This is a genomic window from Glutamicibacter sp. MNS18, from assembly GCF_026107515.2.
Classification (GTDB): Bacteria; Actinomycetota; Actinomycetes; order Actinomycetales; family Micrococcaceae; genus Glutamicibacter.
In genome coordinates this window covers 285,978-301,139 of record NZ_JAPCHW010000003.1, presented here as the reverse complement: position 1 = coordinate 301,139, position 15,162 = coordinate 285,978, and the positions used below count along the sequence as shown (strand labels likewise).

14 protein-coding genes are annotated in these 15,162 nt (G+C 63.6%); 3 read left to right on the top strand and 11 right to left on the bottom strand.

Annotated features, from left to right (window positions below; all coding sequences use genetic code 11):
- The 3 genes from coxB to OK351_RS04955 all read right to left on the bottom strand — a co-directional run bounded on the left by coxB (position 1) and on the right by OK351_RS04955 (position 3,024).
- The gene (gene coxB, locus OK351_RS04965) at positions 1-891 is read right to left on the bottom strand and encodes an aa3-type cytochrome oxidase subunit II (protein WP_265156724.1); all 891 of its coding nucleotides are present in this window, start codon (positions 889-891) and stop codon (positions 1-3) included.
- A 211-nt stretch (positions 892-1,102) separates the two neighbouring features.
- Positions 1,103-1,477, bottom strand: coding sequence for a HesB/IscA family protein (locus OK351_RS04960; RefSeq protein ID WP_265156381.1), 375 nt, complete (start codon positions 1,475-1,477; stop codon positions 1,103-1,105).
- Between the two features lie 137 nt (positions 1,478-1,614).
- Positions 1,615-3,024 carry a dipeptidase gene (locus tag OK351_RS04955; protein ID WP_265156379.1) on the bottom strand — a complete coding sequence of 470 codons (1,410 nt, stop codon included), beginning with the start codon at positions 3,022-3,024 and terminating at the stop codon, positions 1,615-1,617.
- A gap of 169 nt (positions 3,025-3,193) precedes the next feature.
- On the opposite strand from OK351_RS04955, the gene OK351_RS04950 reads away from it, so the two are divergent.
- Positions 3,194-3,781, top strand: a complete 588-nt coding sequence (locus OK351_RS04950; protein WP_265156377.1) for a DUF3043 domain-containing protein — start codon at positions 3,194-3,196, stop codon at positions 3,779-3,781.
- A gap of 344 nt (positions 3,782-4,125) precedes the next feature.
- Here the strand turns inward: OK351_RS04950 and OK351_RS04945 are convergent, their stop codons facing one another.
- Positions 4,126-5,190 carry a quinone-dependent dihydroorotate dehydrogenase gene (locus OK351_RS04945; RefSeq protein ID WP_265156375.1) on the bottom strand — a complete coding sequence of 355 codons (1,065 nt, stop codon included), beginning with the start codon at positions 5,188-5,190 and terminating at the stop codon, positions 4,126-4,128.
- A gap of 62 nt (positions 5,191-5,252) precedes the next feature.
- Here OK351_RS04945 and OK351_RS04940 point away from each other — a divergent pair, with 62 nt between their 5' ends.
- The gene (locus OK351_RS04940) at positions 5,253-6,284 is read left to right on the top strand and encodes an alpha/beta hydrolase (protein ID WP_265156373.1); all 1,032 of its coding nucleotides are present in this window, start codon (positions 5,253-5,255) and stop codon (positions 6,282-6,284) included.
- 3 nt (positions 6,285-6,287) lie between these two features.
- Here the strand turns inward: OK351_RS04940 and OK351_RS04935 are convergent, their stop codons facing one another.
- From OK351_RS04935 to leuA, 3 genes are all read right to left on the bottom strand, one after another.
- On the bottom strand, positions 6,288-7,097 hold the full coding sequence (locus OK351_RS04935) for an isoprenyl transferase (protein WP_265156371.1): 810 nt from the start codon (positions 7,095-7,097) through the stop codon (positions 6,288-6,290).
- Positions 7,094-7,843 (bottom strand): DNA repair protein RecO, encoded by a 750-nt coding sequence (gene recO / locus OK351_RS04930; RefSeq protein ID WP_265156369.1) that lies wholly within the window; start codon positions 7,841-7,843, stop codon positions 7,094-7,096. Before recO ends, OK351_RS04935 begins: the two co-directional genes overlap by 4 nt.
- Positions 7,844-7,983: 140 nt before the next feature.
- Positions 7,984-9,726 carry a 2-isopropylmalate synthase gene (gene leuA / locus OK351_RS04925; RefSeq protein ID WP_265156367.1) on the bottom strand — a complete coding sequence of 581 codons (1,743 nt, stop codon included), beginning with the start codon at positions 9,724-9,726 and terminating at the stop codon, positions 7,984-7,986.
- Between the two features lie 292 nt (positions 9,727-10,018).
- On the opposite strand from leuA, the gene OK351_RS04920 reads away from it, so the two are divergent.
- Positions 10,019-11,197: an FAD-dependent oxidoreductase gene (locus tag OK351_RS04920; RefSeq protein ID WP_265156365.1), complete on the top strand. Its 1,179-nt coding sequence runs from the start codon at positions 10,019-10,021 to the stop codon at positions 11,195-11,197.
- Between the two features lie 19 nt (positions 11,198-11,216).
- On the opposite strand, the gene era is transcribed toward OK351_RS04920, so the two are convergent.
- The 4 genes from era to OK351_RS04900 are packed head-to-tail and all read right to left on the bottom strand — an operon-like array spanning position 11,217 to position 14,960.
- Positions 11,217-12,179 (bottom strand): GTPase Era, encoded by a 963-nt coding sequence (era, locus tag OK351_RS04915; protein WP_265156363.1) that lies wholly within the window; start codon positions 12,177-12,179, stop codon positions 11,217-11,219.
- The gene (locus tag OK351_RS04910) at positions 12,172-13,461 is read right to left on the bottom strand and encodes a hemolysin family protein (protein WP_265156361.1); all 1,290 of its coding nucleotides are present in this window, start codon (positions 13,459-13,461) and stop codon (positions 12,172-12,174) included. The genes era and OK351_RS04910 overlap by 8 nt, the downstream gene beginning before the upstream one ends.
- A gap of 3 nt (positions 13,462-13,464) precedes the next feature.
- A complete protein-coding gene (ybeY, locus tag OK351_RS04905; protein WP_265156359.1) occupies positions 13,465-13,938 on the bottom strand; it encodes an rRNA maturation RNase YbeY in 474 nt (157 codons plus the stop codon).
- Positions 13,935-14,960, bottom strand: coding sequence for a PhoH family protein (locus OK351_RS04900; protein ID WP_265156357.1), 1,026 nt, complete (start codon positions 14,958-14,960; stop codon positions 13,935-13,937). Before OK351_RS04900 ends, ybeY begins: the two co-directional genes overlap by 4 nt.
- Positions 14,961-15,162 lie beyond the last annotated feature (202 nt).

Sequence of the window (15,162 nt, the reverse complement as noted above, 5' to 3'; positions counted from 1 at the left end):
TTACTCCCCTTCCTCAGCACCGTGGTGCTCGATGATCTGAGAGTTCACCTTGTTCGGCTGGCGATCGTACTCCTCGCCGATGTGACCATCGTTGAGCTGCGCGAGCTGGGCCTTGAACTCGGCTTCGCTGACAACCTTAACGTTGAACAGCATTTCCGAGTGGTACTCGCCGCACAATTCGGCGCACTTACCGTCGAAGGTTCCCTCAACCTGAGGTGTCAGGTAGATGTAGTTGGTGCGACCAGGAATCATGTCCAGCTTCTGCAGGAACGCAGGAACCCAGAACGAGTGGATGACGTCGCGGCTGTTCAGCTCCAGGGTGACAGTCTTGTTGACCGGCAGGTACAGGGTCGGCAGGGACTCCTGGACTCCTCCGGAGCCGTCAACCGGCAGACGTGCCTGCTCACCGGCGAAGTACTTCTCCTGACCCTGGTAGGAGTAGTTGAAGTCCCAGGCCCATTGCTTGGCGCGGACATCCACCACAACCTCGGAATCAACCGGAGTGTTAAGCGACTTCTCGACGGTGTTGTTGAAGCTGAAGAAGACCAGTACGAGGACCAATGGAATGGCCGTGTAGAAGATCTCGATCGGCAGGTTGTAGCTGAGCTGACGCGGGTAGCCGGTATCGTTCTTGCGGCGACGGTAGGCGATGATGCACCACAGCATCAAGCCCCAGGTCAACAGACCGATAATGGTAACTGCGATCCACGAGTTAACCCACAGGTCCTGAATCATCCCGGTGTGGTTGGTCGTGTCGCGCGCTTCGTTGGGGAGCCAACCGCGCTTTACCTCCGCTGAACATCCCGTCAACAGCAGTGCGCCAGTGCCAACCAGAGCCATGACTTTGGCTTTGGCTGACCCGCGACTGCCGGTTCGGTCTTGCGAACTCACAGACGGCCCTTCCTCTTTGTTGGTGCAGGTGTGGTCTTCGTAGGTCACCTCGCGTTTACGAGCGTGTACCGTGAGCTGGCCCACGAAGCGAAACATAGTTTTACTACTTAATGTAGAGCTTACCCTCTTCATTGTCCGAATGCAGAAAAAACACCTCTGTTCGAACGAAAGTTTCATTAACGTTTGAACAGAGGCGTTAGTTCCCGCTGACCTAGTGGAACGAGTCTCCGCAGGCGCATGAACCGGAGGCTGCCGGGTTGTCGATGGTGAAGCCCTGCTTGGAAATGGTGTCCTCGAAATCGATCGAGGCGCCACTGAGGTAGGGCACGCTCATCTTGTCGACAACAACCTCGACACCGTCGTATTCGCGGATGTGGTCGCCCTCGAGCAGCCGCTCGTCGAAGTACAGCTGGTAGATCAGGCCCGAGCAGCCGCCGGGCTGGACGGCGATACGCAGCCGCAGGTCGTCACGCCCCTCCTGCTCGAGCAGTGAGCGCACCTTCTCGGCGGCCACATCACTGAGATTGACCTCGTGGGTTGGCAATTCCGTTGGATCGCCCTTGACGTCATTTGCTGGTGCAGTCATGATTCTCCTCCCATACTGCGAAGGTGTCCGCCAAGCCCGGTAAGTCCGGGGCCCGGTGTGCACCTAGTGTTCTTGTAACTATCCTACGACCGTTTGGCGTTGATGCACCCATTGGCCGCTTCACACTATGAGCGGTGTCATAGTCCCTCGTTGTTCAGTCGGGCCAGAAGCAGTGACTCGGCGACAATCGCGTTCTTGAAGTCCCCTACATGCAGCGACTCGTTGGCCGAGTGTGCCCGGGAGTCCGGATCCTCAACCCCTGTCACAAGGATCTGGGCTTGTGGGAAGACCTCGAGCAGGTCTGCGATGAAGGGAATGGAACCGCCCAGGCCCATGCTGACCGGCTCGGTCCCCCAGGCTTCGGCCAACGCCCAGCGCGCGGTGTCGGTGGCCGGAGCCCCATCCACCGCCTGGAAGGCGTTCCCGGCTTCGGTGGCGGTAAAGCTCACCTGGGCGCCAAGCACATCCTGCTTCATGATGTGCGCCTCCAATGCGTCAAGGGCCGAAGCCGGATCCTGCCCCGGTGCCAAACGCATCGAGATCTTGAACCGCGTGCGCGGGATCAAGGTATTCGAGGAGTGGTCGACATCGGGTATATCCATTCCAATGACACTGAGCGCCGGCTTATTCCACAAACGATCGGTGAGTTTGCCGGTGCCGGCCAATTGCATCGAGTCCAATACTCCGGAGTCGGCACGGAATTGCTCTTCGGTGTAGTCGACGGTGGCACTGTCGTTGGCGACCAGGCCCGCCACAGCGACGGAGCCGTCGGCGGCGTGCAACGAGGCGATGAGCTTTGCCGCAAGGACCGGAGCATCCAATACGGGGCCACCGAACATTCCCGAATGCACCGCGTGGTTCATGGAGCGTACTTCCACCTCGGCCGCGGCCATGCCGCGCAGCGAGGAGGTCAGTGCCGGGGTGCCCACCGCCCAGTTGGAGGAGTCGGCCACGATGATCACATCGGCGGCCAGCTTTTCCCGGTGGGCCTCCAGGAAGTTGCGGAAGGATGGCGAGCCTGCTTCCTCCTCCCCTTCGAAGAAGAAGGTGACCCCGACCCCGAAGTCCTCGACCTCGTCGAGGACGGCGCGCAGGGCCGCCACGTGGACCATGATGCCGGCCTTGTCATCCGCCGCGCCGCGGCCAAAGAGCCGCTCGCCGAGCCGGGTGGCCGTAAAAGGCGGGGTGTTCCAGTCGGCCGTGTCCCCCGGGGGCTGGACGTCATGGTGGGCGTAGAGCAGAATGGTCGGTTTGCCTGGTTTGGCCGCCCGCTGCGCGACGACCGCCGGGCTGCCCATGGTCCCCTGATCGGTCGGTTCGCGCAGGATCTGAACGCTGTCGACACCGATGGCTTGAACGAGGGAGGCTACCGCTTCCGCGCTCTTTTCCAGGTTGGCAGGGTCGAAGGAGTCCCAGGCGATCCCGGGAATCGCGACCAAATCGGTCAGTTCCTGCAGGATCGTGTCGAAATTGGCGTTGACATGGTTGCGCAGCGCCTGAATGTCCACGCCATGATTGGTGGCGTTCACCGAAGTGTTACTAGTCATGTTCCCAGCGTAGCAACCAATGGCCCTGGCCTTCCGGCTGCCGTATACACGGGGAACCGGTCCCCACGATGCCGCAAGCCACGGGTAGAAGCAGTGCGCGACCACAGGCCGGCTCCCGCCCATGACATGCAATGTCACGTCCGGTGCCCGGAGCCGATAGGATGGACGGGTGTTTGGACGTAAGAAGGATGAACCTCAGCCCCCGCCGGAGCAGCCCTCGGAAGCATCAGCCTCCCCCGATGGCCGCAAGACCGGCCCCACTCCGAAGCGCAGTGAACAGCAGGCCCGGCTGCAGCGCCCGCTGGTACCCAGCGACCGCAAGCAGGCCAAGGAGATGGAGCGTAAGCGCCGCATCGAAGCCCAGGAGCGTTTGCGTATCGCGAACGAAACCGGCGACGAGCGCTACCTCATGCCCCGTGACAAGGGGCCGCAGCGTCGATTCGCCCGTGACTTCGTAGACTCCCGGTGGATGTTCGGCGAGTTCATGATGTTCATCATCCTGGCTTTCCTGATCGCCTCCCTCGGCTTCAGCCAGAACATCAATGTCCAGGTCTACGTGCAGTTCGGCCTCTGGATCGTCTTGGCTGTGGTCCTGATCGAGGCCTTCCTGACCGGTTGGTTGCTCAAGCGCGAGCTCGTTAAGCGATTCGGGACGCTCGAACGCGGCGTGCGGCTCTATGCGGCCATGCGCGGCATGCAGTTCCGCAAACTGCGCCTGCCCAAGCCTCAGGTCAAGCGCGGAACCAAGCTGGACTAATTCCAAGCACCCAAATCAACCAAAGAAGGCGGATTCCACAAGGAATCCGCCTTGTTTATTACCCGTGATACTCTCTGCCCGGTAGTGACCGTTGCGGGAAGCCGGACTGCCCGCGACAGTCAATCACAAGGACATGGAGTTGTAGTGTCCTAAACAAGGCCTGGGCCTTGTGCGAGGCGGGTCGGCTGAATTGCTCTCCCCGGTATCCCCATCCGGCCGCATAATCCGGGGTAGCTTGCAGGTGATGCACACCGGACATGGGAAGTGAAGAAGCCCCAAATACCAATGGCTTGCCGCGCACCGGGTGATCACGGTGGGCAGCAAGCCATGGGGTCGAAGTCCTCCTAGAGCAGGCCCGCCAGCTCGCGGTTGATGGCACGGGCCCAGAAGGGTCCCTCGTAGAGGAATGCCGTGTAGCCCTGCACCAGGTCGGCACCGGCATCAAGGCGCTCCTTGACGTCCTTGGCATCGGTGACCCCACCGACCGAGATGATCGCCATTTGATCGGGGACCAATGCCCGCAACTGACGTAGCACATCCATGGAGCGTTCGCGCAGTGGTGCGCCGGAGAGCCCACCGGCGCCGATGCCTTCCACCATGGAGGGGCCGGAACGCAACCCCTCCCGTCCGATGGTGGTATTGGTGGCGATAATGCCATCCAGTTCCAGCTCGATGGCCAATTGCGCGACCTCTGCCAGATCCTCGTCGCTCAAATCAGGGGCGATCTTCACCAGCAACGGCAGGTGCCGCCCGGCAACCTCATCGGCCTTCTTCCCGACCTGTTCCAGCAGCGGGCGCAAGGACTGGACGCTTTGCAGCAATCGTAATCCCGGGGTATTCGGGCTGGACACGTTGACCACCAGATAGTCGGCGTGGTTGGCCAGCTGGCGGGTCGATTCCAGGTAGTCCTCCACGGCGTCCTCGAGCTCGACGATCTTGGTTTTTCCGATATTCACACCGATCACCGGCCGGTGCTCGGTGTATTCGCGCTTGAGTTTCTGCCGCGCGCCGGCCACGCGGGCCGCCACCACTTCGGCTCCCTCGTTGTTGAAGCCCATGCGGTTGATGACCGCACGGTCCTCGATCAGTCGGAAGAGTCGTGGGGTGGGATTGCCCGGCTGCGGCTGTCCGGTCACCGTACCGATTTCCACATGCCCGAAGCCGATGTCGCTCAGGGTGAGGATCCCGGTGGCGCCCTTGTCGAAGCCGGCAGCCAGTCCGAAGGGCGATGGGAAGTCGATTCCCATGACGGTGCGCCGCAGCGACGGGGCAGGAGCGAAGAATTTGCGGGTCAGCTTGGTCAGTCCGACACGTTCGGCCAGCTTCAGGGCATCAAAGGCCAGATGGTGGGCCTTTTCCGGATCCATCCTGCTGAAGAACTGGTTAAAGACAAAGGGGTAGATGCGCATATGTCCAAGTCTCCCCGGTGATGGATGCCGCCGCCAAATTCTTTACCGGATAGGCTAAGTGCATGAAGGTTCCGGAGTATCTGCCAGCAAGCCAGTGGTCCCGGTTCTCCGCCAATACACGGCCTGGCCAGTGGGTGCCCGATCCCTTGGGCCCCGGATACCAGTACACCACCCTGGATTTCGGCGTAGACGACGAGGGCCCGGCGGTGGGGACCCTGGTGCGCTATCAACCGGCCTGGCAGCTCAGGGAACTGCTGGCCCGGCCCAAGGGCGCGGTGCTGAGCCTGCACGGCTGGAGCGACTACTTCTACAACCGCGAACTGGCCGGATTCTGGCATCGCCAGGGGTACCGGTTCTATGCCCTGGACCTGCGCCGATACGGCCGGAGCCTGCGGCCGGAACATGAGCTGGCCGGGTATACCGATAACCTGGCGGAGTATGATGCGGAAATCAACGCCTCCTACGACCTGATCCGCCAGGAACATCCCAAGTTGCCGATCCTGTTTATGGGCCATTCCCTCGGCGGGCTGGTGCTCAGCCTGTGGGCCCAACGCACCAGCCGCCCGATCGCCGGACTGGTGCTCAATGCCCCATGGCTGGAATTCCAAGGTACCCAGTTCCTCCGGGTCCCAGCCCAGGGCCTGCTCGAATCCCTGGTCAAACGCTCACCGAGACGGCGACTGCACCTGCCGGAGCTGGATAACTACTGGACTTCGCTGTCCCGCGAAGCGCACGGGGAATGGGACCTGCACCCGCTGTGGCGTCCCCGGCATGCCTTCAAGCCCACCACCGGGTGGCTGAAAACCGTTCTCGATGGCCACGCCACGGTGGCCAAGGGACTGGGGCTGGAACAGCCGGTCCTGGTGCTGACCTCGGAACAGTCCCATTTCGGCGCCGTATACGATCCGCTGATGCAACGGACGGATTCCATTGTCGATGTGAACCTGGTGCGATTGCGCAGTTTGAAACTGGGTAACTTCGTGACCAACGTGATGATCCACGAGGCCATGCACGATGTCTTCACCTCGGCCGAGCCTGCCCGGTCCGTCGCCTACCGGGACCTGGCCCTGTGGGTGCGGATGCTGCCGCGTTGAGGCTCAGCCCTTCACCGGTTGGTCCACCGCCCCGCCGTAGCGGCGGTCCCGGCGGGCATACTGCTCCACCGCCTCGAACAACGTGCGGCGGTCCACATCTGGCCACAGTTCATCCAGGAACACCATTTCGGCGTAGGCTGACTGCCAGAGCAGGAAGTTGCTGGTGCGCTGCTCCCCCGAGGTGCGCATGAAGAGGTCCACATCCGGCAACTCGGGGGCATGCAGGTAGCGACCGATGGTCCTTTCGCTGATCCCCTGCGGCTTCAGTTTGCCCAAGGACACGTCCCGGGCCATGGCGGACATGGCATCGGCCAGTTCGGCCCGTCCCCCGTAGTTCACGCACATGGTCAACTGGCAGCCGAGGTTCTGCAGGGTCAGCTCCTCGGCGGCCTTCAACTCGTTGATCACGCTCTTCCACAGCCGGGGTTCCCGTCCGGCCCAGCGGATGCGCACCCCCCAGGAGTCCAGGGTGTCGCGTTGCCGGCGCAGCACATCACGGGAGAAGCCCATCAGGAAACGGACCTCATCGGGGCTGCGCTTCCAGTTCTCGGTGGAGAAGGCGTACACCGAGACGTATTTGATACCCAACTCCACGGCCCCGGCCATCACATCGAGCAGGGCAGCTTCCCCGGCACGGTGCCCTTCGGTGCGCGGCAGCCCGCGCTGGTTCGCCCAGCGGCCGTTGCCGTCCATCACTATGGCCACATGCTGCGGTAGCACCGTGGCCGGGATCTGCGGTACCGCAGGATTCTCAGGGTGCGCGTAGGGTTTGGCCACCCCGGGGCGACCGGTGATCGGCGCGAGCTTGTTCATGTTCTCTCCACATGACGTAGGGACTTCACGGCACGCTCCAGGTGCCATTGCAGGTAATTGGCCACGATCTTCGCCGCCTGGTCGCGGGCCTTGGGGCCGGTGGCCGCGACGGTATCCCAGTCGCCTTCCAGCAACGCCTGGAGGTAGCCGATGGTGACCGGGTGCGGTGCGATGGAACCCGATGGCCGGCAGTTGACGCAGACCACTCCCCCGAGTTGCACGTGCAATGCGCTGTGCGGGCCGGGTGCCGAGCACCGGATGCAGTCGGTGAAGGACGGCGCCCAGCCGGCGATCGACAGGGCGCGCAGGATATAGGAATCCAGGATCGGTCCAGGGGGCACGGTGCCGCGGGCCAGCAGCGCGATGGCCCCGTGCAGCAACCGGTACTGCAGCGCCGTGGAGTCCGCGTCGGCTTCCAGCAACCGTTCGGCGGTTTCCACCATGGCGGTGGCCACGGTGTAGGCCGGGTAATCGGCGACTAGCTTCTGCCCGTAGGGGGTGCGCAGTTGCGCCTGCGAGATCACGTGCAGGTTGCGGCCGATCACCACCTGGGCGTCGACTTCCATGAAGGGTTCCAGGGTGGCCCCAAGCCTCGAGGAGGTACGCCGCACGCCCTTGGCCACGGCCCGAACCAGCCCGGTGGGGGTGATCAGGGTGATGATCCGATCCGATTCGCCCAGCTTGTGGGTTCGCAAGACAATGCCGCGGGTGCGGTAGCTGCGTGAAGCGAATCCTGATCTGGCCACGCAGATGATTATCTCACCTTTCGTCCCCGGCCCCTGCCACCAGGCCGTGTCGCGTGCCGTATCCCGCCGGTTAACGGCACGGTGCCGGGGTGCGTATCCTGCATCCTGGATACGCACCCCGGCACCGGCCGGTTGCGATGTTAGGCGTTGTCGCGGATCACCCGGTTGACCGCGGAGATCACGGCCTTCAACGAGGCGATGGTGGTGTTGGCATCCAGGCCCACACCCCACAGGATCCGGTCACCCACGGCGCATTCGACGTAGGCCGCGGCCTGGGCGTTGCCGCCTTCGCTCAGTGCGTGCTCGGTGTAGTCCAGCACCCGCAGGTCCACGCCGTCGTCATTGAGCATCCGCACCAGGGCCGAGATCGGTCCGTTGCCCTCGGCGGTGCGTTCCTGGGCCACCCCGTCAACCAGCAACTTGGTGCGCAGCACGAAACTTCCGTCCTCGGCCGATTCGGCGGTGGCCGAGGCGATCTTGTAGTAGCCCCATGGTTCCAGGGTGCTGTCCTCGGTCGCCGGCAGGTATTCATCCTGGAAGACGTTCCAGATGGTGGCCGAGGAGATCTCCCCGCCTTCGGTGTCGGTCTTGCGCTGGATCACCCCGGAGAACTCGATCTGCGCGCGGCGCGGCAGGTCCAGGTTGTGGTCGTTCTTCAGCAGGTAGGCGACCCCGCCCTTGCCGGACTGGGAATTCACGCGGATCACGGCCTCGTAGGAGCGGCCGATGTCCTTCGGGTCGATGGGCAGGTACGGTACTGCCCAGACCAGGTCGTCCAACTCCTTGCCCTCCGCCTCGGCCTTGACATCCATGGCCTCCAAGCCCTTCTTGATCGCGTCCTGGTGCGATCCGGAGAAGGCGGTGAACACCAGGTCCCCGCCATACGGGCTGCGCTCGGGCACCGGCAACTGGTTGCAGTACTCCACGGTGCGGCGGATGTGGTCCATGTCGGTGAAATCGATCTGCGGGTCAACGCCCTGGCCGAACATGTTCATCCCCAGGGTCACCAGGTCCACGTTGCCGGTGCGCTCGCCATTGCCGAACAGGCAGCCCTCGATGCGGTCCGCGCCGGCCAGGTAGCCCAACTCGGCTGCGGCCACACCGGTGCCACGGTCATTGTGCGGGTGCAATGAGATGATGATCGAATCGCGGTTGGCCAGGTTGCGGTGCATCCACTCGATCGAGTCGGCGTACACATTCGGGGTGGCCATCTCCACGGTGGCCGGCAGGTTCAGGATCATCTTGTTCTCCGGGCTGGCTTCGAGCACCTCGGCCACGGCCTCGGAGATCCGCTTGGCGAATTCCAGCTCGGTGCCGGTGTACGACTCCGGGGAGTATTCGTAGGTGATCTTGGTGCCGGTCAGCTGCTCCTCGTATTTCTTGCACAGCCGGGCACCGTTCACCGCGATGTCCACGATGCCGTCCTGGTCCTGGCGGAAGACGACCTCACGCTGCAGGATCGAGGTGGAGTTGTACAGGTGCACGATCGCCTGCTTGGCGCCTTCCAGAGCCTCGTAGGTGCGCTCGATCAGGTGTTCACGGGACTGGGTGAGCACCTGGATGGTGACATCTTCCGGGATCCGGTCCTGTTCGATGAGCTGGCGCACGAAGTCGAAGTCGGTCTGCGAGGCCGACGGGAAGCCGACCTCGATTTCCTTGAAGCCCATCTGCACCAGCAGGTCGAACATCTTGTGCTTGCGTTCGGGGCTCATCGGGTCAATCAGCGCCTGGTTTCCATCACGCAGGTCAACGGCGCACCAGCGCGGGGCCTTGGTGATGTACTTGTCGGGCCAGGTGCGATCGGGCAGGTTGACCTCGATCTGGTCCTGGAACGGAACATACTTGTGGATAGGCATGTTCGAAGGCTTTTGCATGTTCTGCATTTCGGTTGTCCCCTAGACAAAATAGTGCGTTGTTGTGTGGGGCCAGACAAGAGCAACTCCGCAACGAGGGGTCGGCCGAGGGACCACTAGCGGTCCGTTGGATCCTCGCAGCGGCTAAGTAGAAGTAGAAGCTCGAAATGCACGTGTCGAGCATAACACCATGTCCCCGGGGTGCAGAACTTGTTGCATGAATGTGTCACGGTAGGCCGTGGATGGGCACTGGACAGCCGGCGGTGGACGGCGAAGAATGGGAGGCCACATTCTATTGCCGGGCCAGGAAACCGGGTGGATCATGCACGTTGTGATAATCGGCGCGGGCGTCGCCGGGCTGGTGGCCGCACGGCAACTGGGGTTGGCCGGCTGGCAGGTCAGTGTCCTGGAACGGTCCCGGAGTCCGCGCCCGGAGGGCTACATGATGGACTTCTTCGGCCCCGGTGTCCTGGCCGCCGAAAGTATCGGCATCTATCCGCGGCTGGCCGCGGTGGCCCACCGGGTCCAAACGGCCAGCTACATCGATTCCCGTGGACGGGAAACCGCTCATATCAACTACGAGCGGTTCTCCCGGCTGGTCGGGGGCAAGGTGCTCAGCCTGCTGCGCCCGGAGCTGGAAACCGCCGTGCGCGAATCCCTGGAGGATGTGCCGGCCGGCCGGGTCCAGTTGCGCTACGGCTGCACGGCGGTGAAGGTGCGGCCTACCGCCGGCGGGATGGCCATCTGGTGTGCCGAACGGGACAAGCCGTTTACCGCTGACCTGCTCATCGGTGCCGACGGGCTGCACTCCGTGGTGCGTTCGCAGGTGTTCGGCGGGCAGGAGCAGTACCTGCGGGATCTGGGCATGCGGGCGGCGGCCTATATCGTGCAGGCACCGGAGATGAACCGGCGGATCCGCGGACGCTTCCTGCTCACCGACAGCATCGGACGCACCGCAGGATTCTACGGGCTGCCCGGCGGCCGGGTGGCGGTGTTCCTGGTCTACCGTCCCGCTCCGGTGCCGGAGGAAGTGCCACCGGGGACCGCCGAGCGGTTGCGGTGGCACCTGCGGGGCTTGGGATCCCAGGTGGAGCAGTTGCTGCGGCTGTGCCCGCAGGACCCCTACGATGACGCGGTGGCCCAGGTGGTGATGCCCCAGTTCCACCGCGGGCATACCGTTCTGCTCGGGGACGCCGGTGGCGCGGTGTCGCTGCTGGCCGGCCAGGGAGGTTCGCTGGCGCTGGCCGGGGCCGTCGAGCTTGCCCGGCAGCTGCATCCTGTGGGCACACCCGAACAGATCCCGGGGGCCTTGGCTGCCTTCGGGGACCGGTGGCGCCCGATAGTCCGCACCGCGCAGGCCTCGGGCCGGCGCGCGGCGGCAAGTTTCCTTCCGGCGAACCGCTACCGGCTGCTGCTGCGCCGGGCGGTGCTTACCGCGGCCAACCTGCCGGGCGTGGACCGTTTGGTGGCCCGGCAGATCGGTGCGCGGATAGCCAAATAGCCGCGCGGTGGACGGTCGGCTAGAAGCCCAGGCGGCCCAGCTGCTTCGGGTCGCGCTGCCAGTCCTTGGCGACCTTCACATGCAGGTCGAGGTAGACCTTGGTGCCCAGCAGCTTCTCGATACCCTTGCGGGCGTTGGTCCCGACCTCACGCAGTCGTGATCCACCCTTGCCGATCACGATCGCCTTCTGGCTGGGGCGTTCGACATACAGGCTGACGTGGATGTCGATCAGCGGGTTGTCCTCGGAGCGGCCTTCGCGGGCCACCATCTCCTCCACGACCACGGCCAGCGAGTGCGGCAACTCGTCGCGTACCCCCTCCAGGGCGGCTTCGCGCACCAGCTCGGCGACCATCACGGATTCGGGTTCGTCGGTCAGCTCCCCATCCGGGTACAGCGGCGGGCCCGCAGGCATGTTCTCGGCCAGCACGTTGGCCACCTGCTCCACCTGGAAGTCCTTGACCGCGCTGACCGGGACGATGGCCGCGAACCCGTCCGGGCCGAAGCTCTCGCTGCCCAATTCGGTCACGGCGATCAGCTGGGCGGCCAACGCCTCGCGGTCCACCAGGTCGGCCTTGGTGACCAGCGCGATAATCGGCTTGCGCTGCAACTGGGCCAGCTGCGCGGCAATGAACCGGTCTCCGGGGCCGATCTTCTCATTGGCCGGGATGCAGAAACCGATCGCGTCCACCTCGGAGAGCGTCTCGGCGACCAGGTCGTTGAGCCGCTGGCCCAGCAGGGTCCGCGGACGGTGCAACCCGGGGGTGTCCACCAGCACCAGCTGGGCATCCTCCCGGTGCACGATCCCGCGAATGGTATGGCGGGTGGTTTGCGGCTTGGCCGAGGTGATGGCGATCTTCTGCCCGACCAGCGCGTTGGTCAGCGTGGACTTGCCGGCGTTGGGCCGTCCGACGAAGGAGGTGAATCCGGAACGGAAGTTCTCGGGCCACTGGCCGGTGACCGGCAGGATGTTCTTTTCAGCCATGGGTTGGTTCCTCTGTGGTTTCTTTATCGTCAGAAGCGCTCTGGGTGAGGCGCTCTACATGGATTTTGCCGATGCGGTTGCGCCGCCCGGCAAGGGATACGACTTCCAGCCGCAGCCCGTGGGTTTCGGCGGTCGATCCCAGCACCGGCACCGATTCCAGGGTCTTGGACAGCAACCCGCCGACGGTATCGACATCCTCTTCCTCGATCTCGATATCGAAGTGGTCGGCCAAGTCGTCAATCGAGGCCACCGCCTGGACCACCACGGAACCGTCCTCGTTCTCGATCAGGTCCACCCGGGTGCGATCGTATTCGTCGTCGATCTCACCGACGATCTCCTCGATCAGGTCCTCCAGGGTCACCAAACCGGCGGTACCGCCGTACTCGTCGACGACGATCGCCAAATGGATGGCTTCCTGCTGCAGTTCCTGCAGCAATTCGGCGGCATTCTTGGATTCGGGGACGAAGCGGATCGGCCGGGCCAGCTCGGAGAGGTTCGAGGCCTGTTGCAGACCGTGGACCTCGCGGATCAGGTCCTTGAGGTAGATCACTCCCTGCAGGTCATCGGAGTCCTCCCCGGCCAGCGGGATACGTGAGAAGCCCGAGGCCATGAACAGGTCCAGGGCCCGGTGGATGGTGGTATCGGAATCGAAGTAGACCATCTCGGTGCGCGGCACCATGACGGCCCGGACGTTGGTTTCCTCCAGGTCCATGACCGAGGAGATCAGTTCCGCGGATTCCTCCTCCAGATCCGTGCCCTCACTGGCACGGTCCACGATGTCGCGCAGCCGGTCCTTGTCCAGGTAGCCGGACTGGTGGTTGGCCGCCGAGGGCGAGAGCGCGGTGCCGATGGAGGCCAACCAGTTGGTGACCGGCCCCAGCAGCAAGCGCAGGGTGCGTACCAGCGGGGCCGTGAAACGCACCACCGTGGCGGCGTTGGCCTGCCCGTAGCGCCGCGGGGAGACCGAGACAAGGACGAATCCCAGTCCGGCCATGGTGATGGTGGCGAACAGGCCGGTGAGCCAGATGTTCTCCAGTAGCAGCGAGTAGACCAGGGCGATGGCCACCGCCGAGGCCGTTTCGAACCAGATCCGCCAGAAACGGATCGACTGGGCGTGGGTGCCGGTGTCCTCCAGGATCTTGCCCAGCGCCTTGGAGCGGGCCTCGACGCGCAGTTTTTCCGCAGCGTGCCGACTCAGTGCGTAGAAGGCGGAATCCGCTGCCGTGAGAACCGCCGCGGAGGCCATGAAGACCAGGGCGGCGATGACTAGGACCGTGATCACCGGCTATTCCACCGTCTCCTTCGGGGCCGGGCGGCCGAGGAAGGACTCGAGCAGCTGGCGTTGGATCCCGAACATCTCGGTTTTCTCTTCCTCTTCCTCATGGTCGAAGCCCATCAGGTGCAGCAGGCCGTGGGTGGTCAGCAGCAGCACCTCGTCGTCAAAGGAGTGCCCGCCCTTCTTCGCCTGGGCGGCGGCCACCGACGGGCAGATCACGATATCGCCAAGGATCCCGCTTTCGGAGGGTTTGCCCAGCGAACCCGGACGCAGTTCGTCCATCGGGAAGCTCATCACGTCGGTGGGACCTTCCAGGTCCATCCATTCCACGTGCAAGTCACTCATGGCCGCCTCGTCAAGGAACACGATCGACACCTCGGTAGTGGGGTGCAGGAACATGGTTTCCAGGACGAAACGTGAGAGCTTCTCGACCGCGGCCAGCTCGATCTCGTAGTCGGTTTCGTTGTTGACCTCAATACTCATTTGCTGCGCCGTCCACGGGTCGAATCCTTGCGTTGGCTTGCGTCCCAGCGGTCGTAGGCCGAGACGATATCGGCGATCAACCGGTGGCGCACCACATCCGTGGCGTCCAGCTGGCAGACCGTGATGTCATCGATGCCCTCGAGGACCTCGGTGACCACGCGCAGCCCCGAGGCGGCGTTGCCCGGCAGGTCCACCTGGGTGATATCCCCGGTGACCACCATCTTGGAGCCGAAGCCCAGACGGGTGAGGAACATCTTCATCTGTTCCGCGGTGGTGTTCTGCGCCTCGTCCAGGATCACGAAGGCGTCATTGAGCGTGCGTCCGCGCATATAGGCCAGCGGGGCGACCTCGATGGTGCCGGCTTCCAGCAGGCGCGGGATGGATTCGGGATCAACCATGTCGTGCAGCGCATCATAGAGCGGGCGCAGGTACGGGTCGATCTTCTCGCTGAGCGTGCCGGGCAGGAAACCGAGCTTCTCCCCCGCTTCGACGGCAGGGCGGGTCAGGATGATCCGGTTCACCTGCTTGTCCTGCAGCGCGGCGACCGCCTTGGCCATGGCCAGGAACGTCTTGCCGGTACCTGCCGGGCCGATCCCGAAGGTGATGGTCGAATCATCGATCGCATCCACATAGGTCTTCTGGTTAACGGTCTTGGGGCGAATGGACTTGCCGCGCCCGGACAGGATCTTCAGTCCCAGCACGTCGGAGGTTTCCGTGTTCCCGCCGGAGACCATGCGGATGATCTGTTCGATGGTCTCCACGCTCATCCGCGCACCGCGGCCGGCCAGGCTGCGTGCCTCCTCCAGCACCCGTTGCGCGCGGCGGACCTGCTTGGCCTCGCCCAACAGGGTCAAACGGGAGTCGGCGGGGCGCAATTCCACGCCGGGGAAGGCGCCGGTGAGGATCCGCAACAACTCGTCATTGGGACCCAGCGTGGAAATCATGTGCTCGGCATGGTCAAAGGTAACTGTCAAGGAGGCACGATCGGATTCGGTCGGCATCGGGTTTGTTTCAACCTGCATACGGTGCTTAGGGCCCCTTTTAGGCTTGGACGACGGGTTTCTAGGATTTGTCCTAGTCTATCGACAACGCCGCGTGCTGTGGGAGCTATTCCCGTTTCGCCACAAAAACCCGTGTTTTGTCATGTAAATGAACATATAGATTTGGTTACAGATCTGGATTCTGGGTGGTTTTGGCCCGATCCATTCAGGTGGATGTGGCAAG